Genomic DNA, 18509 nt, shown 5'->3' with positions numbered 1-18509 from the left:
TCCTGCCAGGCCCCGCCGACAGAAGCCGGAGGAGGACCGGTCCCGGCGCCACCGGCCGACCGGCCGGTGGCGCTCACCCCGTGACCGGGCCGTCCACGGGGTGAGCTCCGGCGGAGGTCGCCGGGGGCCGGTGGGTCAGTTGACGGTGATGGTGAACGTCGAGGTCGTGTTCCTGATGTTCACGGCGTTGTCGCTCATCCTCAGGTTGTTGAAGGTCACCGAGCCCACGGCCGGTCCCTGGCCGGGCTCGGGCAGCTCGTTGGCCCAGACGGCGAAGCCGGACTTGGCGTCGTAGGCGTCACCGCTCCGGTGGGCGCCGGTGATCGAGACGTCGGTGAACACGGTGTCCTTGATCGGGTTCAGTGGAGCGCCTCCCGAGTAGCCGGTCTGGAACATGATGCCGTGGTAGGTGGGGTCGACGATGTCGACATTGGCGACCCGGATGCCCTGGAAGACCTTCGAGGCGGAGAAGACCCAGATGGCGGGGAAGGTCTGCGCCCCCCAGAAGTGGCCGCCGGCCCGGACGATCGAGATGTTGTCGAACCTGGTGGGCGGGTCGGCCCCGAAGCCGTTCATCGGGTAGCCGAAGTCGAGCGAGCTGATCGTGATGCCGGAGTAGACCAGCGTGTCGGCGATGTAGATGTTGCGGAAGACGTTGTCGTAGCCCCCGTACACCGCGATGCCCGCGGCGCGCCAGGGGAGGATCGCGGTCAGGTTCTCGTAGACGTTGCCCTTCATGTCGGCCCCGCCCGCGTCGATGGCCGAGAAGAGGGCGAAGCTGTCGTCGCCGGTAGAGCGGGCCGCGTTGTTGCTGACGAGGTTGTCCGTGCTGCCGTTGGTCATGTTGATCCCGTCGGCGAACATGTCGCGGATGCGGGAGTTTTTGATCGTCATCCGGTCGGTGTTCGCGCCCCAGTAGAGGCAGACCAGGTGCTCACTCCAGATGTCGTCGATGACGATGTCGGCGACGTTCTGGAAGTCGAACACCTTGCCGGGGCCGTCGATGCGGGAGGTGTAGTTGCCGAAGTAGGCGAAGCCGGTGAAGGCCGAGCCGTTGGCGGAGGACTCGGCGCGGAAGCCGACGTCGGTGTTCTCCTGCGTGACGGGGGCGTGGAACCGGGTGTACCAGGGGCCCGCGCCGACGACCTTGACGGGCTTGCCGTACACCTGGAACTTCTGCGCGGTCTGGTAGTCGCCCGGCGGCAGGTAGACGCCCAGCCACCCGGTCTCCATCCGCGCCCTGTCCAGGGCGTTCTGCACGTCCTGGTGGCCGAACCCGGCCGGGACGACGTACCGCGCGGGGTCGGGGTTGGAGACGGGCGCGACCTGCTCGGTGTCGACGAAGTCGATCGCGTAGGTGGTGGTGTTGGCCGTGCCCTTCTGCAGCCTGATCCTGCTGCCCTTCGGGACGGTCGTGCCGAGCATCATGCTCGCCTCGTCGTAGATGTGCCGGGGCCCGCCCATGGACGGGGAGTTGCCGGGGCTCGCCTCGGGGCCGTACAGCCAGGCGTACTTCGAGGTCAGGTTGAGCGCCTTGCGGAAGACGCCGTCGACGTAGACGTCGAGGGTGGCGTCGATGCCGCCGCCGCCGGGCGCGTCGGGGATGGAGAACCGGGTGACGAGGGTGTTGGTGGGAGCCCTGGTGGTGAACTCGACGTAGGCGCCGGTGGTCGCGAGCCTGACCGCCCTGCGGCCGGACGCCTCGCCGGCGAGGTCGCCGACGGTCCTGTTGGGCCCGACGACGGTCGCGCCGCCGCCGATCGAGGCGTCCTCCGCCTCGTAGGTGTCGTAGGGCATGTTCGCGCCGCGGCCGACGAACAGCGGGGTCGTCACGACGTTGTCGTCCCGCTTCACCGGGAGCTCGGCGGTGTCGGCCGCGACCTCCGCCCGCACGGTGTAGCGGCCTCCTGCGGCGGTCCACGTGCCGAGGCTCACCGGGGCGGTGGTGGCGCCCGCGGCGATCGCGCCGGTGTAGGAGCCGGTCAGGGTGCGCACCGCCGTCCCGGCGTCGTTGAGCAGGGTGAGCGTGACGGCGTGGCCGCCGCCCGCGGAGGCGATGTCGCCCTTGTTCCGGATCGCCACGGAGAAGGTCACCGTGGCGCCGCTCGCCGGGTTGCCCGGGGTCCAGCTCGCCACGGGCGTCAGGTCGGAGCTGTCGACCGGCTTGACGACCAGCGGCGAGGAGGCGGTGAGCGCGTTGTTCAGCTCGCTCTTCTCGGCGACCGCGTCGGCCTCGTCGACCTTCGCCGTCACCGGGTAGGAGCCGGCGTCCCACCGTCCGGCGGACGCCGAGACCTCCGCGGAGGCGCCGGCCGCCAGCGCGGCCAGCGGGGCGGTGCCGGCCTTGGCGCCGCCGAGGTAGAAGTTCACGCCGGTCGCGCCGGAGGCCCGGTCGCCGGAGTTGCGTACGGTGGCCCGCAGCGTGACGGTGTCGCCCTCCGTCGGGGACTGGGGCGTCCAGGAGACGGCGGTGACCGTCAGGTCGGGGTTGGGCGCCGGGACGCCGATCACCTGGAACTCGGCGACCTGCCCGCCGGGCGCGCCGGTGTTGGAGGTGAGCCTGAGCTGGACGTCGGCGACGTCGCCGGTGACCGGGATCGTCACGGTGTTCCCGGTGGCGGGGTCGAAGGTGTACGGCGCCGCCGCCTTCAGCGTGGCGGGGGAGGAGGCGCCCTGCTCGCGGCCCAGCACCTCGATCGTCTGGGTGCGCCGGCCCCAGACGGGGTCGGGATTGAGCCTGACCACGACCGAGGTGACGCTCGCGTTCGCGCCCAGCTTCACCGTGAGCGTGGCGGGATAGGCGCCGGGCGCGGACTCCCAGTAGGTGGCGGGGTCGTTGTCGACCGCGTTGGCCGCGACGAAGGTGTGGACGTAGGAGGAGGCGCTGACCTGCTTGCCCACGGCCAGGTTGGAGCCGGCGCCGCTGCCGGCGCGGGTGACGGCGTTGCCGGGGGCCGACCGGTTGCCGGCCGCGTCCTTCGCCCGGACCCGGTAGGTGACGGTGGCGCTCGCGGGCTGGGTGTCGGTGTAGGTCAGGACATCGCCCGCGACGGTGGCGCGCAGGACGTCATTGGCGTAGATCTCGTAGCCGGTGACGCCGACGTCGTCAGTGGAGGCGGTCCAGGTCAGTTTGATCTGGCCGGCGGCGGGTTCGGTGTAGGCGAGGTTTCCGGGCGCGGTGGGCGCCTGGGTGTCTCCGGTGGCGCCGCCGTACACCTCCAGCTCGGAGACCTGCGCCGCGGGCCATCCGGTGTTGGCCGTCATGTTCAGCCGGATGTGGCGGGTGACGGTGGCGGGGAGGTCGACGGTGACCGTGTTGCCGGAGGCGGGGTCGAAGGCGCGCGTCGCGGAGCCGGCGATCGTGGTGTAGGAGGAGCCGTCGGTGCTGCCCTGCACCGAGAACGTCTGCGTGCGCGGCTCCCAGCCGGGCGGGAGCTTCACCACGACCCGGTCGACGCCGGTGTTCGCGCCCAGGTCGACCCGGATCCACTGCGGGAAGGAGTGCGACGGGCTCTCCCAGTAGGTGGAGGGGTCGCCGTCGGTCGCGTTGCCGGCGACGTAGACGTCGGTGTGCCCGCTGGCGGTGACGGCCTTGCCCGCCGCCAGGTTCGGGCCCGCCGCGAGGTTCGCGCCGGTCGCGAGGTTCGGGCCGGTCGCGGCCGTGGCGGGGAGGGGCGGTCCGGTGATGATCAGTAGGCTGAAGGCGGCGATCGCCGCGATCAGCCGGAGCAGTGTGGCGCGCTTGTGTGTCATCCGTTCCTCTGTCTCGTGTCCGGAACCGTCTCGTGTCCGGAACGCCGGGGGGTGCCGGGGGTGCCGGGGGTGCCGGGGGTGCCGGGGGTCAGGGGGAGCGTGTCCTTCGTCGGGTCGAATGGCTGAACCGTAAAATGACAAATCGATGTCTGCAATATTTCGACGGAATTTCGCAATGAATTGACTTCGCGGTGTCGCCTCTGGGGGCGGCATCATCGCTGCTCAGTAAGGGATTTCGTCGCGGGGAGCCGCCGTCGTGGACCGCGAACGGCTGACGTTCGGGCCCGCAAACGGCTGCAAATACTTGCTTCGGATGTCGTATGGTTTGCGCATGACGCGACGACTTGCAGAGGTGGCCAGGAAGGTCGGCGTGAGCGAGGCGACGGTCAGTCGCGTGCTCAACGGGAAGCCCGGGGTCTCGGAGACCACCCGGGAGGCGGTGCTGACGGCTCTCGACGTGCTCGGCTACGAGCGGCCCACCCAGCTGCGCGGCGACCGGGCCCGGCTGGTCGGCCTGGTGCTGCCCGAGCTGCAGAACCCCATCTTCCCCGCCTTCGCCGAGGTCGTCGGCGGCGCCCTGGCCCAGCAGGGCTTCACCCCGGTGCTGTGCACGCGGACGGTGGGCGGCGTCTCCGAGGCGGAGTACGTCGACCTGCTGCTCCAGCAGCAGATGTCGGGCGTGGTCTTCGCCGGCGGCCTGTACGCCCAGGCCGACGCCTCGCACGCGCACTACGAGCTGATCCTTGAGCGCCGGCTGCCCGCCGTGCTGGTCAACGCGTCCGTGGACCACCTGGGCTTCCCGCAGGTCTCCTGCGACGACAGGGTGGCCGCCGAGATGGCGCTCGGGCACCTGAGGTCCCTGGGCCACGAGCGCGTCGGAATGGTGCTGGGGCCGAAGGACCACATGCCCTCCCGCCGCAAGCTGGAGGTCTTCCTCGCCGCCGGAGGGGATCCCGCCCTGGTCGAGCACACGATGTTCTCCCTGGAGGGCGGGCACGCGGCGGCGGCGAGACTGCTGCGGGCCGGGGTCACCGGCGTGGTCTGCGCCAGCGACCCGCTCGCGCTCGGCGCGATCAGGGCCGCCCGCAGGTCGGGGCTGTCGGTGCCGGCCGACGTGTCGGTGGTCGGGTACGACGACTCCGCCCTGATGAACTGCACCGAGCCGCCGCTGACCACGGTGCGCCAGCCGATCGACGCCATGGGGCGGGCGGCGGTGGACCTGCTGGTCGCGCTGATCGGCAGGGCGGCCGTGCCCGCGGACGAGCTGCTGTTCGAGCCGGAGCTGGTGGTCCGGGCCTCCACGGCGAGGCCGGCCGCGGGCTGAGCGGGTCACCCCTTCCGCTGTTTCCCGTGTAAGAGACGCGTGATGCAGTCGTTATGTTTCATCTTTCTGTCGAAATATTGCGTCACGGTGTCGGGGATCCTATGGTGAGGCCACCCCGGAGCGGACCTTCCGGCTCGCTCCCGGCCTCCCCCAGCAGAAGGGTCAGCTCCATGACGAGATCCGGGTGTCGCAGGCTCCTCGGGCCGCTGCTCGCGAGCGCCCTCGTCCTCGCGGCGTCGGCGTGCGGTTCCGGCGAGCCCGCCGGGGACGGCGCGCAGCCGTCCGCGGCGGGCTCCGCGGGCGGTCCCGTGTCGATCACGGTCAACTGCATGCCGCCGAAGACCAACAAGGCGCAGCGCGCGACCTACGAGGAGGACCTCGCGGCGTTCCGGAAGCTCAACCCGGACATCAGGATCGAGAAGGTCTCCGACGCCTTCCCCTGCTACGAGCCGCGGACGTTCGAGGCGAAACTGGCCGGCGGCCAGCTGGAGACGGTCTTCTTCGTCAACTTCCCCAACGTCGGGCGACTGGTGGCCGCCGGCCAGGCCGCCGACCTCACGCCGTACGTCGGGGAGCTGAAGACGTTCAAGGACTACAACGCCTCCCTCGACATCTTCAAGAAGGACGGCAAGGTCTACGGCCTGCCCACCGACGGCTACGGCATGGGCCTGGTCTACAACCGCGACGTGTTCACCAAGGCCGGTCTCGACCCGGCCGATCCGCCGAAGACCTGGGCCGAGGTGCGGGAGGCGGCCAAGAAGATCTCCGCACTCGGCCCCGGCTACGTCGGCTTCGGCGAGTACAGCGGCAACAACGTCGGCGGCTGGCACTTCACCGCCTCGCTCTACGGCCGCGGGGGCGACGTCCTCACCCCCGACGGCGGGAAAGCCGCCTTCAACAGCCCCGAGGGTGTGGCGGTGCTGGAGAACCTCAAGCAGATGCGCTGGACCGACGACAGCATGGGCTCCCGCCTCTACATCGACTGGCCCGCCCTGATGAAGGCGATGGCCGGCGGCAGGATGGGCATGATGCTCGGCGCCCCCGACGTGCTGATCTCGCTGCGCAACGACTTCCAGGCGAAGTTCGAGAACTACGCCGTCACCGCCCAGCCCGAGGCCAGGGCGCTGTTCAACGGCGGCGCCGGATACATGATCAACCCCAAGGCCACGCCCGAGCAGATCAGGGCCGGCCTGAAGTGGATCGAGTACGAGTTCCTCATCCCCGGCAAGGGCCAGCTCGACTACGTGCGCGCCAAGGGCGCGAACCTGACGGTCGGCCAGCCGTACCCGGACCTGTACGGCGCCGACACCCCCTCCGGCCAGGAGGTCCTGCGGCTGCGTTCCGAGAACGCGAACGTCGCGCCCGAGCAGTTCGCGCTCTGGGCGGAGGGCTCCAAGGGCGTCCCGCCCAAGGCCGAGCCGGGACCGTACGCCCAGGAGATCTACGCCGTCCTCGACACCCCGATGTCCGCGGTGCTGACGAGGCGGGACGCCGACCCCGCCAAGCTGCTCGCCGACGCCGAGGCCAAGGTCAACGCCCTGCTGGCGAAGAAGGGCTGACCCGGCTGTGACCACGCGAGGCCCGCACCGGCGGGACGACCCGGGGCGGAGGCGGCTCGCCGTACGGCGGAACGTCACCGCCTACGGGTTCCTCTGCGGAGCGCTGATCTGTTTCGCGTTCTTCTCCTGGTACCCCATGGTCTGGGAGGTCGTGCTCAGCTTCCAGCGGACCAACTTCGTCGACGCGCCCGTCTGGGTGGGACTGGAGAACTTCGCCGCGGTCGTCCGGGACGCGGCCTTCGGACCCGCCTGGAAGAACACGGTGGCGTTCACCGTCCTCGCGCTGGTCCTCGGCTACGGCGTCCCGTTCGTCGTCGCGCTGGTGCTCAACGAGCTGCGTCACGCCCGCGCCTACCTGCGGCTCGTCGTCTACCTCCCGGTGATGCTGCCCCCGGCGGTCGGCGTGCTGCTCTTCCAGTGGTTCTACGAGCCGGAGTCCGGCCTGTTCAACCAGGTGCTCGGCTTCCTGCACCTGCCGCCCCTGGACTGGCTGAACAGCACCGGCACCGCCCTCGTCTCGCTCGTCATCGTCTCCACCTGGATGAACCTCGGCAGCGGCACGCTCATCTACCTCGCCGCGCTGCAGACCATCCCCGGCGAGCTGTACGAGGCGGCCGAACTCGACGGCGCCGGGCTCTTCCGGCGGATCCGGCACATCACGATCCCGCAGACCAGGCTGATCCTGCTGGTCATGCTCCTGCTGCAGATCGTCGCCACCATGCAGGTCTTCATCGAGCCCTACCTGCTCACCGGGGGCGGCCCGGAGAACTCCACGGTCAGCGTCGTCTACCTGATGTACCAGTACGCCTTCAACTTCGGGAACATCAACGGCGGCAACGCGCTCGGCGTGATGCTGATGATCGTCCTGATGGTCTTCTCCGCCGTCTACCTGCGCGTCTCGCGGGAGGGCAAGAGCTGATGCCGGATCTCGCCGACCTCACCTCCGCTCCGGTCACCACCTCGCCCGCCCCTCCCGCGCCCCGCCCGCCGCGACAGCGGCGCCGGCCGCGGCGGATCGAGCCGGAGTTCCGCACCGCCGTCTCCCCGCACCGGCTCAACTCGCCCACGGGCCGGATCGTCTACTGGACCGTCCTCGTCGTGGTCGTGGCGGGCTTCACCGCGGCCTTCGTCTTCCCGCTGTACTGGATGGTCACCGGGGCGATGAAGTCCACCGAGGAGCTGGTGCGGATCCCGCCGACGTTCCTGCCGTCGGAGGTCACGTTCGACGCCTACGCCGAGGCGTGGGAGCTGATGGACCTGGGCCGGTTGATGGGCAATACCGCCCTGTACGCGGGCGGGGCCTGGCTGTTCACCCTGGCCATCGACGTCACCGCCGCCTACGCCCTGTCCAAGCTGCGGCCGGTGCTCGGCAAGCTGATCCTGGCCATGATGCTGGCCACGCTGATGATCCCGCCGATGGTGATCATGCTTCCGGCCTACCTGACGGTCAAGGACCTGCCGCTGTTCGGCTGGGACCTGCTGAACACGCCGTGGGCGATCTGGCTGCCCGCGGCGGCCAACGGGTTCAACATCTTCCTGCTCAAACGGTTCTTCGACTCGATCCCCCGCGAACTGCTGGAGGCGGCCGAGATCGACGGCGCGACGCCGGGGCGGATCCTGTGGTCGGTCGTCATCCCCATCTCCCGCCCGATCCTGGGCGTGGTGTCCATCCTGACCGTGGTCAACGCGTGGCGCGACTTCGTCTGGCCGCTGCTGGTGCTGACCGACGCCGAGAAGATGTCGGTCAGCGTCGGCGTCGCCAACCTGTCGGCGCAGATGCCGCAGAACGTGCTCATCGCCTCGCTGGTGATGGCGAGCGTCCCGACCATCGTCGTCTTCCTCGTCTTCCAGCGCCACATCATGGCCGGCCTCACCGCCGGCGGCCTCAAGGGCTGACGCGGTGACCGGCGAATCCCTACCAGTGAGGAGTCACGAGCAGCATGCCGGAAACGTGGTGGCGGGGGGCCGCGATCTACCAGGTCTACCTGCGCAGTTTCGCCGACGGCAACGGTGACGGGACGGGAGACCTGGCGGGTCTGCGGGCACGCCTGCCGTACCTCGCCGACCTCGGGGTGGACGCCGTCTGGCTCAACCCGTGGTACCCGTCGCCGATGGCCGACGGCGGATACGACGTGGCCGACTACCGGGACATCGAACCGGTCTTCGGCACGCTGGCCGAGGCCGAGAGGTTCATCGTCGAAGCCCACGAGCTGGGCATCAGGGTCATCATCGACGTGGTGCCCAACCACGGCTCCGACCGGAGCGCGTGGTTCCAGGAGGCGCTGGCCGCCGGGCCCGGCTCACCCGAGCGGGAACGCTTCTGGTTCGCCGACGAGCCCGGCGACTGGCGGTCCATCTTCGGCGGGCCCGCCTGGACACAGGTGCCGGACGGGCAGTGGTACCTCCACCTGTTCGCCCCCGAGCAGCCCGACTTCAACTGGACCAACCCCGAGGTGCGCGAGGAGTTCCGCGACGTGCTGCGCTTCTGGTTCGACCGGGGCGTGGACGGCATCCGCATCGACTCGGCCGCGGTGCTGGTGAAGGACTTCGACGGCGGCGACCCCGACGGCTACACCGACCTCGACGAGGTGCACGAGATCTACCGCGACTGGCGCCGCCTGGCCGACGGGTACGGCGACCGCATGCTGGTCGGCGAGGTGTGGTTCCCCGACCAGGAACGCTTCGCCCGCTACCTGCGGCCCGACGAGCTGCACACCGCCTTCAACTTCGACTTCCTGGCCTGCCCCTGGGAGCCCGCAGCGCTGCGCCTCTCGATCGAGCGGACCCTCGCCACGCACGCCCCGCTCGGCGCGCCGCCCACCTGGGTGCTGTCCAACCACGACGTGGCGCGCGTGGTGACCCGGTACGGCAGGGCCGACACGTCCTGGGACCACGGCGACCGCCGGGACGGCGCGCCGTCGGACCTCGGTCTCGGCGGACGCAGGGCCAGGGCCGCCGCGCTGCTGGCCATGGCGCTGCCGGGCGGCGTCTACGTCTACCAGGGCGAGGAGCTCGGCCTGCCCGAGGTCGACATCCCCGGCGAGCTGCGCCAGGACCCGATGTGGACCCGTTCCGGCCACACCGTGCCGGGCCGGGACGGCTGCCGGGTGCCGCTGCCCTGGTCGGGGGAGAAGCCGCCGTACGGCTTCGGCGCGGGCGAGCCGTGGCTGCCTCAGCCCGAGGACTGGCGCGCGCTCACCGTGGAGGCCCAGTCGGCCGACCCCGGCTCGATGCTCACCCTCTACCGGACCGCGCTGCGCATCCGCCGCGACCGGCTCGGCGACGGCACGCTCACCTGGCTCGACCTGGGGCCCGGCGTGCTGGCCTTCACCCGCGAGTCGGGGCTCACCTGCGTGACCAACCTCGGCCCCGGCCCCGTACGGCTCCCGCCGCACGGGCCGGTCCTGCTGGCCAGCGGCCCGCTCGACGGCGACGACCTCCCCGCGGACACCACCGCCTGGCTCGCCTGAACCGCCCCTCCGGACCGCCCCGGGAGGCCGGTGCCCGGGGCGGGACGGGAAACCGATGAACCGGGAGGGACGACCCGTTCCGCTCAGGACGGCCGGCCCACCCGGGCATCCCTCTCCGGCGAGGGCCAGCAGGCCCGCCGCCGCCCCGAGTCCCACGATGTACGGCCGGGCCTGACGAAGCGGACCCCACCCGGCGGCGGTGCCGGCCCAGGCGGCGGTCGCCGCCCACCAGGGACCGGCCGCGAAGGCGAGCAGGAGCGGGATCGCGGCCATCACCGCGAACCGCGGCCACCACGCCCTCGGCTCGGCGGCGGAGCGGATCGTCAGCCCCAGCAGGGAGAGCAGCGCCCCGCCGGCGATCGCGGAGGCCGTCAGCCACACCGCGGCCCCGGCGGCCACCTGGGCGACCGAGGCCCAGGCCGTGACGGCGATCAGCAGCAGGAGCCGGGAGCGGTTCCGGGCCGACCACAGGCGGGTGATCCGGCCCTCCTCCTCGGCGTCCGGCGTCGTCACCCGTCAGAGCCCCGGCGACGTCGCGCCGGCACCGCCGCGCCGGCCGGCGCCGTCCAGGACACCGGATACTTGACATTGCGCAGGGCGTGAACGAGTTCGAACCGCACGAGGGGCAACATTACGCGGCCTCTCGGGAAGACAGAAGAATCAGGGCTTCATCAAGACCGATGCCCCGGGCCGGTGTCGTGGACAGGCGGCTCAGCCGTCGTGTGCGGCCCGCGGCGCCACTCCCGCCGCGCCTCCCGTGCCCGCCGTGCCTTCCGCCGCGCCCCCCGTACGGCGAGCCCGGCGAGGACGAGTACGGCGAGGGCGGCGGCGATCCGGCCCGGGCCGGCGTCCTCCACCCACCCGGCGACGGCCCCCTGCACCGCCGTCACCGCGCCCACGACAGGGTCGTCCGTGGACGCGCCGGCGAAGACGCGCAGCTCGTACCAGCCGTAGTAGGCGACGTACAGCCCGGCGAGCACCAGCAGGCCGCCGCTGACCCGCGACACGTACGGCAGGATCCGCCGCATCCCGGCGACCGCGGCGGCGCGGGCCAGCGCCACGGCCACCGACAGGGCCGCGACGACCAGGCCCATGCCCAGCGCGTAGGCGACGAAGACCACCAGCCCGCCCAGCAGGCCGCTTTCGGTCAGCGACGCGGAGGTGACGGCCAGGAACGGCCCGGCCGTGCAGGACAGCGAGGCGACCGCGTAGGAGAGGCCGTAGCCGTACAGTGAGGCCGCCGAGGCGGTGGGGCGGCCGGCGCCGAGCCCGGGGAGCCGGATCAGCAGTTCCCGGCCGGTCAGCAGCGCGCCGCCCAGCACGACGAGGGCCGCGCCGATCACCATCGTCACCCACGGCAGGTACTCCCCGACGGAGTGCGCCAGCGGGACCACGACCAGGCCGAAGAGGCCGAAGACGGTGACGAACCCGCCGGTCATCGCGGCGGCGAGCAGCAGCGCCCGGACCAGCGGGGCCCTGCCGCCGGCGACCAGCATGGTGAGGTAGGCGGGGAGCATCGCGAAGCCGCACGGGTTGAACGCGGCCACCGTGCCGGCGGTGACGGCCAGCGCCACCGGAAGACCGGTGCTCACGGTGCCTTTCCCGCCCGCTGTCCCGTGACGCCGCCCGGCGTCCGGCGTCCGTGCGGTGTCCGGTCCGTGCGTCCGTGCGGCGTCATCCCGCGCGCAGCTTTCCGACCTGCCGGTTCAGCCCGTCGGCGCCGAGTGGGCCGGAGACCTTCTCGGTGGAGCCGTCGGGCCGCATGAACACGAACGTCGACTGCTGGGTGACGCCCAGTTTCGTCCACACCGCGCCCCCGGCGTCGGACAGCTGCACGATCGTCCCGGTCCCGGTGCGCCGGACGAACTCCTTCATGGCGGGTTCGGCGTCGAGGCCCGCGACCCCGACGAACGCCACGTCACGGTGTTTCTCCGCGGCGGCCCTGACCGCCGGGGCGTCCGAAAGGCACTTCGGGCACCACGGAGCCCAGAACCAGAAGACCACCGGCCGGCCGGCCAGGCTCGCCCCCTCGAACCGCTCACCGCCCAGGGTGACGGCACGGAACGCCAGCGCCGCGGGGACGGCGGCCGGCGAGCCGGTGGGGCTCGGGGAGCCGGTAGCGGGACTCTCGGACGCCGGGGACGCCGGGGACGTCACGGACGCCGCCGGAGAGGTCGCGGGAGCCGAGAGCGGCGCGTCGGAACGGACCGGGCCGCCCGCCTCGTCCCCTCCTCCGGCACCGCACGCCCCCGTCAGCAGAGCGGCCGAGACCGCCGCGGCCACAGCGCGATATCTGATCACCCGCTCAGCGTAGGTTCGCCTCCCCGGCGCGGACCTTACGAGGCGCTTACGCCCCCGCGCCCCCGTTCCGGGCCGTCCGGGAGGTGAAGAGAGCGAGGCTTCCGGAGAGCTGGGAGTGCGGCCGGTCCGGGAGCCGGTCGGGTGCGAACCAGCCCAGCTCGTCGAACTTGTGGGGTTCCCCGATGGCGACCTCGGCCGGGTCCACCCGGACCGCGAAGACCACCGCCACCCAGTGCGAGGAGACCGGCTCCCCGCGCAGGACGTTCCGGACACCGATCGTCTCGATCTCCAGCGCCGCCGCCGAGTACTCCTCGCGGACCTCGCGCGCGACGGCCGCCTCGAACGTCTCGCCGTACTCCAGGGCCCCGGCGCCGCAGTCCCACGTGCCGGGCTCGTCCCGCGCCCCGGCGCCGCGCCGGGCCAGCAGTACCCGGCCGGCGCCGTCGTGGCAGACGAACACGCACGACACGGAGGGCTTCGCTGTCATGTCTCCCCGTTCCCCGGCTCCCCGGTTCCCCGTCTCCGGGGCTCCCGGTCCTCCGGTCTTCCGGTCCTCGTACGGAGGCGGCGGTCCGGCCGGCGCTCCGCGGTGCCGGCGGGCGTCGCCGGCGGACGTCAGAAATGGTCGAGCAGCTCCGGGAACCTCCGCAGCCGCAGCACCCGGTCGTCGTCCGGGGCGAGGTCGGCCCGCTCCAGCACCCAGGTGTTGTCGTTGGGGATGAAGACGGCGTTCATGCCCGCCTGCCGGGCCGGCAGGATGTCCGACTTGGGGGAGTTGCCGATCATCCAGGTCGTCGTGGGCGTCAGGTCGTGCTCCCGCACCAGCCGGAGGTAGACCTCCACATCCTTCTCCGGGACGATGTGGACGTCGCGGAAGTGGTGCGCGAGCGCGGAGACCTCCAGCTTGCGCCGCTGCTCCTCCAGGTCGCCCTTGGTGAGCAGGAGCAGGTCGTGCCGGTCGCCCAGTGCGGCCAGGGTCTCCGAGACGCCCGGGATCAGCTCCACCCGGTGCTCGACGAGTGCCACCGCCAGCTCCTCGATCCGGCGGCGCTCCGCGGCGGTCGCCGGTCGCCGGTGCAGCCGTTCCAGGCACTCGCCGAGGCTGCGCAGGAAGACCTTGCTGCCGTAGCCGTGGGCGACCGCGTTCGCCGCCTCGATGTCGTCGAGGATGGCGCGGATCTCGGTCCGGTCGAGGGTCGGGTGCGCGAGCCAGCCCAGGAAGTCGTCGATGACCCGCTCGAACAGGACGTTGTTCTCCCAGAGCGTGTCGTCGGCGTCGAAGATGAGCACCTGCCGGTCGAGCCTCATGATCTTCTTCTCCTCCCGAGAACGCCGACCGCCGGAGGTTACCAGCCGGTGGGAGCGCCGTTCATGTCCTTTTCGTCCGCCTCGTCGTATGCCACCGCCACCGGATCACCTCCGCCTGTCCGGTCGTCCCCGCCCGCCCGCCGTGCCGTGTGCCGCCGTCGCCGGATAGCCGTACGCCGCCCCGGCCGCCCCGCCCGCCCCGGCCGGTCCTGGATCGTTCCCGACGGGATCGCCGGGTTCCGCCGTCACCGCCGGTGGACCGTTCCCACCCGCCACGCCGTGCGTCTTCGTCGTCTGAAAACGTCCTCACCGGGCCTCCGGGAGGGGATCGCGCGGCGCTGGAGCGCAGGTCCGGGCATGAAAAGTGAGCATTAATCATGATCCGAAAAATCCGTGGAAATGTTGCGGAACTGTTTCGGGAGGGACTGATGTGGTCTAGGCTCCATCGGATATGTGGGGGGAAACATCCGGTTTTGGTGCCTCATCGCCGGGCCCGGATGCCCGCCCGCCCTCTCACAGGCTTGCGGTCCGGGGACTGAATTGGAGTGACGTGACGACCCAGCATGTGCCGTACGACGGTCTGGACGATGGCGAGGGCCTGCCCGGCTCCCGCGGGGAGCACATCCTCCAGAAACTCTTCGACACCAGGGAGCGGGCGGAGCGGTTCTACGGCCGTCAGGTGGTCGACCGCCTGACGCCCCAGATGCGTGAGTTCGTGGCCCGGCAGCAGATGGCGTTCGTGGGCACCGCGGACGCCGCCGGGAACTGCGACACGACGTTCCGCTCGGGGCCGCCCGGATTCGTGCGCGTACTGGACGACACCCGGATGGTCTACCCGGAGTTCCGTGGCAACGGCGTGCTCGCCAGCATGGGGAACATCCTGGAGAACCCGCACATCAGCCTGCTGTTCGTCGACTTCTTCGAAGACCTGGTGGGCCTGCACGTCAACGGCATGGCGAGCATCATGACCGCCTACGACGCCGCCCGCCGCTACGGGCTCAACGACGAGGACCAGACCGCGCCGGGCAAGAAGGCCGAGCGCTGGATCATGGTCGAGGTCGAGGAGGCCTACATCCACTGCTCCAAGCACATCCCGCTGCTGGTCAGGCAGGACCGCCGGGAGCGCGCCGCCGAGGGACGCAGGCCCGCCGGAGACGATTACTTCGGCGTCGGGCAGGCGCGGAGCGCGGGGCTGAGCGGGCATGAGGCGGGGAAACCGGTCGGGTGACGCCATGACACTGGACATCCGTCTCATCCGGGAAAGCTGGTCGCTCGTCGAGCCGATGGCAGACCAGGTGATCCTCAACTTCTACAGCAGGCTCTTCGCCGAGAACCCCCGCATCCGGGAGCTCTTCCCGCCCGCGATGGACCTCCAGCGCGACCGTCTCTTCAGCGCGCTGACGCAGGTGGTGCTCAACCTGGAGGACACCGAGGGGGTGCGGGAGTATCTCACCCAGCTCGCCTGCGACCACCGCAAGTACGGCGTCCGCGCCGAGCACTACCCGGCGCTCGGGAACTGCCTGATCGCGGCGATGCGGACGATCTCCCGCGGCGCCTGGCTGCCCGCCTACGACCAGGCGTGGGCGGCCGCCTACGACTTCATCGCCCAGGTGATGATCCAGGCGGCCGACCAGGACGCGGTCACCGCCCCGCCCGCCTGGATCGGCACCGTGGTCGGGCACGAGATGCGAACCTCCGACATCGCGGTCCTCACCATCGAGCCCAATCACCCGTACCCGTACCGGGCGGGCCAGTACACCACCGTGCAGACCGCGCTGTGGCCCCGGGTGTGGCGCCAGTACTCCATCGCGAACGCCCCGCGCCACGACAACAGGATCGTGCTGCACGTGCGGGCCGTACCCGGCGGATGGGTCAGCACGGCGCTGGTGAAGCACACCCGCCCGGGGGACACCGTCCTGCTGGGCCCGCCCAGGGGCACCCTGTCGCTGGAGCAGGCCACCACCCCCCACCTGGTCTTCATCGCCGGTGGCACGGGCCTCGCGCCGCTCAAGGCGCTCATCGAGGAGTCGGTGTGGATGCCCGAGCGCCCCGCCATCGACCTCTTCTACGGCGTGCGGCGCGCCGCCGACGCCTACGACACCGAGGCGCTGAACAACCTGCGCATGCAGCACCGGCGGCTCCGGATCGTGCAGGCGATCTCCGACGAGCCGGGGCCGGGGTACGGCCAGACCGCCGTCGACGCCCTGGAGTACCACCGGATCATCCCGTCCGGAGACGTCTTCGTGTGCGGGTCGCGGGAGATGGTGTACGCGACCTCGGACCGGCTGGTCCGTCTCGGCGTCCCGGCCGGGCGCATCCACACCGAGTACACCCCGGACACGCCGGTCCCCGTGGGCTGACGGCGGCGGTCGTCACCCGCGGGCCGCGGTCCTCCACGGACCGCCGTTTCCGCGGACCGCCGCTTTCTTCGGGCCGCCGCGCCGCCCCCCGCGGGCGGACGGCGCCCGGCCGGCTATCCGCCCGGCGGGCCGTCCAGCCGATCCAGAGCGGTCAGCGTGGTGTCCTCGGGATAGGGCGATCGCCGTACGGCCTCCTCGCGGCTCATCCGGCCCGCGGCCACCTCCCGGCAGAGCCCGGCGACCGCCTCGATCTCGGCGCGCTGGGCGGTGACGAACGCGCGGTCCACAGGGTCTCCGTGTCCCGGCACCACGACCGCGTCCCCGGCGAGACCGAGCAGCCCGCCGAGGGTGTCCGGCCACTCCAGCGGGAACGCGTCGCCGTAGGCCGGAGGCGCGCCGTTCTCCACCAGGTCGCCGGCGAACACCACGCCGGCGTCCGGCACCGCGATCACCAGGTCGGACGGGGAGTGCCCACGTCCCAGGTGCGCCAGGACGGCGCGGCGGCCGCCGGCCGCCACCTCGGCCCGGTCGGTCACCAGGCGGTCCGGCGGCACGATCTCCGTCTTCTCGATGTCGGCGGCGATATCGGGCCGGCCCTGCTCGCGGTAGCGCCGCGCCCACGCGTCCTTCGTCCGGGCGCCGTCGGCGACCAGGTCGGCGTGACAGGCCTCGTGGGCCCAGACGGGGCACGCGAGGAACGGCCGGGTGCCGAAGGAGTGGTCGAAGTGGGCGTGGGTGAGCACCACGGTCCACGGGTCGCGGGTGATCCGGCGCACCTCCGAGGCCAGCTCGGCGCCCTGCCGCTCGTCGCCCCGGGTGTCGATCACCAGGCAGCCGCCGTCGCCCAGGACCAGCCCCACCGACAGGTCCAGCTCGGCGTACCGCCGCACCAGCACCCGGTCCGCCACTTCGATCCAGCGTCCTTCCATGGAGTGATTGTGCCCCACGGAAAAGGGGCCGCGTGACCCGCCGGGAAGGCGGGCCGTACGGGCTGCGCGGGCCGTACGGGCTGTGCGGGCTGTGCGGGCTGTACGGGCCGCGGGCTCGCCGCCGCGGCCGTCACAGCCGGCCGCACCGCCGGCACCGGCCGCGTCTGCGCAGGTGGTAGGCGAGGGCGGCGGCCGCCAGGGCCGCGCCCCACACCGGCCAGGACGTCTCCGGCAGCCACGTTCCGACGTCGGACGAGCCGAAGCGGCCCTGAAGCGCCAGCCGGATGTAGGTCAGGCCCGCCACGAAGACGATGACCGACACGGCGGCGGCGGGGACGACCGCGAGCATGGGCGGGACCCGCCTGCCCCGCAGGCCGGGCATCCAGCGCGGGAAGACCTCACCCCACCGCCGGGTCAGCCCCAGGGTGAGGAGACCGCCGAACGCTCCGAAGGTGGCCAGGTAGGCGCCGGCCAGCCAGATGCCGGGCGTCTCGCGGGCCTGCTCGACGAGGAACTCCTCGTCGACCCCCAGCGGGACGCCCAGCGCCCAGGCCCAGCGGGTCGCGCAGTACACCAGCGGTACGGCGGCGGCCACATAGGCGGCCCGGCGCCCCCACCGGGCCGCCTCCCCCGGAGCGGTCCAGCCTCCGCCGTCGGCCGTACGGCCGCAGTCGCCGCAGGCGTCCCGGCCGCGTCGCAGGTAGGCCACGGTGGCCGTGGCCAGGAGGACCCCGCCGAGCACGCACAGCAACTGGTTGACCACCTCCCAGGGCCAGACGTCGAGCAGGCGGGTACCGCCGAGGCGCCAGCCGAACAGGGGGGCGACCAGCAGGAGCGGCGTGTAGGCGACGCCCATCATGAGACGGGAGTCGGGGATCACCAGCGTCAGGGCCGCGGCGGCGGGCCAGGCCAGGGCCGCCGGCAGCAGGCGCAGCGGGCCGCGCCCCCGCGACCGGCCCAGCACCAGCGCCAGCAGCGTGCCCGCCGCCCCGAGACCGGCGATCCACCACCCGCCCGGTACGGGGGAGGCACCCGAGAGGATCGACAGCTCCCGGTCGGAGTCGGGGTCGCTTCGCCCCCAGGGGAATCCCGGTGCGCCGAGCGCCCAGGCGAGTCCGAGCAGCCCGTAGGCCGCCGACCAGAGCGCCGCGGCGTGACCGGCCCGGGACGGCCGGCGCGGTCCCGATGAGGTCGTCGATGCGAGAAGAGAGGTCGTCACGTTCCAACGGTCCCGCCGTCTCCCGGTGGCGGCCATGTGCCGTTCGGCACCCCGTACCCCCTTCGGAGGGGGCGGACCGTGCCGTCCGGCAGGGGTCGCGACGGCGCCGGGCCCGTAGGGTCGAGCCGTGAACCCTCGTGAACGCGCCGGTGCGGTCGCGGCCCTCGCGGTGCTGACCGGCGGGGCCGGCGGTTCCCCGGTCTTCGGGCCGCTCGTCGTGCTGCCGCCGGCGGCGGGCCGGGCCGCCGGGGTGTGGGGCCGCGGGGGCGGGAGTGCACACCGCAGT

The 18509-nt window shown here is 72.1% G+C and carries 15 protein-coding genes; 8 read left to right on the top strand and 7 right to left on the bottom strand.

What is annotated here, in order from left to right:
- Positions 1–135: 135 nt before the first annotated feature.
- Complete coding sequence (locus AB0D67_RS36570; RefSeq protein ID WP_362946250.1) at positions 136–3753, bottom strand: discoidin domain-containing protein; 3618 nt, start codon at positions 3751–3753, stop codon at positions 136–138.
- A gap of 331 nt (positions 3754–4084) precedes the next feature.
- Here AB0D67_RS36570 and AB0D67_RS36565 point away from each other — a divergent pair, with 331 nt between their 5' ends.
- The 6 genes from AB0D67_RS36565 to AB0D67_RS36540 all read left to right on the top strand — a co-directional run bounded on the left by AB0D67_RS36565 (position 4085) and on the right by AB0D67_RS36540 (position 10692).
- Positions 4085–5077, top strand: coding sequence for a LacI family DNA-binding transcriptional regulator (locus AB0D67_RS36565; protein ID WP_362946248.1), 993 nt, complete (start codon positions 4085–4087; stop codon positions 5075–5077).
- A 170-nt stretch (positions 5078–5247) separates the two neighbouring features.
- On the top strand, positions 5248–6636 hold the full coding sequence (locus tag AB0D67_RS36560; RefSeq protein WP_362946246.1) for an extracellular solute-binding protein: 1389 nt from the start codon (positions 5248–5250) through the stop codon (positions 6634–6636).
- A 7-nt stretch (positions 6637–6643) separates the two neighbouring features.
- Positions 6644–7555: a sugar ABC transporter permease gene (locus tag AB0D67_RS36555; protein ID WP_362946244.1), complete on the top strand. Its 912-nt coding sequence runs from the start codon at positions 6644–6646 to the stop codon at positions 7553–7555.
- A complete protein-coding gene (locus AB0D67_RS36550; protein ID WP_362946242.1) occupies positions 7555–8532 on the top strand; it encodes a carbohydrate ABC transporter permease in 978 nt (325 codons plus the stop codon). The genes AB0D67_RS36555 and AB0D67_RS36550 overlap by 1 nt, the downstream gene beginning before the upstream one ends.
- Positions 8533–8576: 44 nt before the next feature.
- Entirely contained in the window at positions 8577–10106 is a 1530-nt protein-coding gene (locus AB0D67_RS36545; protein WP_362946240.1) for a glycoside hydrolase family 13 protein, read from the top strand.
- Positions 10107–10305: 199 nt separating this feature from the next.
- The gene (locus AB0D67_RS36540; protein ID WP_362946237.1) at positions 10306–10692 is read left to right on the top strand and encodes a hypothetical protein; all 387 of its coding nucleotides are present in this window, start codon (positions 10306–10308) and stop codon (positions 10690–10692) included.
- A gap of 85 nt (positions 10693–10777) precedes the next feature.
- On the opposite strand, the gene AB0D67_RS36535 is transcribed toward AB0D67_RS36540, so the two are convergent.
- The 4 genes from AB0D67_RS36535 to AB0D67_RS36520 all read right to left on the bottom strand — a co-directional run bounded on the left by AB0D67_RS36535 (position 10778) and on the right by AB0D67_RS36520 (position 13715).
- Positions 10778–11698: a cytochrome c biogenesis CcdA family protein gene (locus AB0D67_RS36535; protein WP_362946235.1), complete on the bottom strand. Its 921-nt coding sequence runs from the start codon at positions 11696–11698 to the stop codon at positions 10778–10780.
- An 82-nt stretch (positions 11699–11780) separates the two neighbouring features.
- Positions 11781–12407 carry a redoxin family protein gene (locus tag AB0D67_RS36530; protein ID WP_362946233.1) on the bottom strand — a complete coding sequence of 209 codons (627 nt, stop codon included), beginning with the start codon at positions 12405–12407 and terminating at the stop codon, positions 11781–11783.
- 46 nt (positions 12408–12453) lie between these two features.
- Positions 12454–12894, bottom strand: coding sequence for an NUDIX domain-containing protein (locus AB0D67_RS36525; RefSeq protein ID WP_362946231.1), 441 nt, complete (start codon positions 12892–12894; stop codon positions 12454–12456).
- Between the two features lie 128 nt (positions 12895–13022).
- Positions 13023–13715, bottom strand: a complete 693-nt coding sequence (locus AB0D67_RS36520) for an HAD family hydrolase (protein ID WP_362946228.1) — start codon at positions 13713–13715, stop codon at positions 13023–13025.
- A 550-nt stretch (positions 13716–14265) separates the two neighbouring features.
- Here AB0D67_RS36520 and AB0D67_RS36515 point away from each other — a divergent pair.
- Both AB0D67_RS36515 and AB0D67_RS36510 read left to right on the top strand, forming a co-directional pair.
- The gene (locus tag AB0D67_RS36515; RefSeq protein ID WP_362946225.1) at positions 14266–14943 is read left to right on the top strand and encodes a pyridoxamine 5'-phosphate oxidase family protein; all 678 of its coding nucleotides are present in this window, start codon (positions 14266–14268) and stop codon (positions 14941–14943) included.
- A 4-nt stretch (positions 14944–14947) separates the two neighbouring features.
- Positions 14948–16075 carry a globin domain-containing protein gene (locus AB0D67_RS36510; RefSeq protein WP_362946223.1) on the top strand — a complete coding sequence of 376 codons (1128 nt, stop codon included), beginning with the start codon at positions 14948–14950 and terminating at the stop codon, positions 16073–16075.
- Between the two features lie 113 nt (positions 16076–16188).
- Here the strand turns inward: AB0D67_RS36510 and AB0D67_RS36505 are convergent, their stop codons facing one another.
- Both AB0D67_RS36505 and AB0D67_RS36500 read right to left on the bottom strand, forming a co-directional pair.
- Positions 16189–17004, bottom strand: coding sequence for an MBL fold metallo-hydrolase (locus AB0D67_RS36505; RefSeq protein ID WP_362946221.1), 816 nt, complete (start codon positions 17002–17004; stop codon positions 16189–16191).
- A 130-nt stretch (positions 17005–17134) separates the two neighbouring features.
- A complete protein-coding gene (locus tag AB0D67_RS36500) occupies positions 17135–18223 on the bottom strand; it encodes a hypothetical protein (RefSeq protein WP_362946219.1) in 1089 nt (362 codons plus the stop codon).
- Positions 18224–18509 lie beyond the last annotated feature (286 nt).

Origin of the sequence: Streptosporangium sp. NPDC048047 (assembly GCF_040653115.1) — a bacterium.
GTDB lineage: Bacteria > Actinomycetota > Actinomycetes > Streptosporangiales > Streptosporangiaceae > Streptosporangium.
The sequence above is the reverse complement of the archived record's forward strand: the minus strand, read 5'-3'. Positions and strand labels throughout refer to the sequence as shown.

Excerpts from the sequence above, each read along its gene's own strand:
- AB0D67_RS36570 (WP_362946250.1), bottom strand. The coding sequence starts at position 3,753 with ATGACACACAAGCGCGCCACACTGCTCCGGCTGATCGCGGCGATCGCC.
- AB0D67_RS36565 (WP_362946248.1), top strand. The coding sequence starts at position 4,085 with ATGACGCGACGACTTGCAGAGGTGGCCAGGAAGGTCGGCGTGAGCGAG.
- AB0D67_RS36560 (WP_362946246.1), top strand. The coding sequence starts at position 5,248 with ATGACGAGATCCGGGTGTCGCAGGCTCCTCGGGCCGCTGCTCGCGAGC.
- AB0D67_RS36550 (WP_362946242.1), top strand. The coding sequence starts at position 7,555 with ATGCCGGATCTCGCCGACCTCACCTCCGCTCCGGTCACCACCTCGCCC.
- AB0D67_RS36545 (WP_362946240.1), top strand. The coding sequence starts at position 8,577 with ATGCCGGAAACGTGGTGGCGGGGGGCCGCGATCTACCAGGTCTACCTG.
- AB0D67_RS36525 (WP_362946231.1), bottom strand. The coding sequence starts at position 12,894 with ATGACAGCGAAGCCCTCCGTGTCGTGCGTGTTCGTCTGCCACGACGGC.
- AB0D67_RS36520 (WP_362946228.1), bottom strand. The coding sequence starts at position 13,715 with ATGAGGCTCGACCGGCAGGTGCTCATCTTCGACGCCGACGACACGCTC.
- AB0D67_RS36510 (WP_362946223.1), top strand. The coding sequence starts at position 14,948 with ATGACACTGGACATCCGTCTCATCCGGGAAAGCTGGTCGCTCGTCGAG.
- AB0D67_RS36505 (WP_362946221.1), bottom strand. The coding sequence starts at position 17,004 with ATGGAAGGACGCTGGATCGAAGTGGCGGACCGGGTGCTGGTGCGGCGG.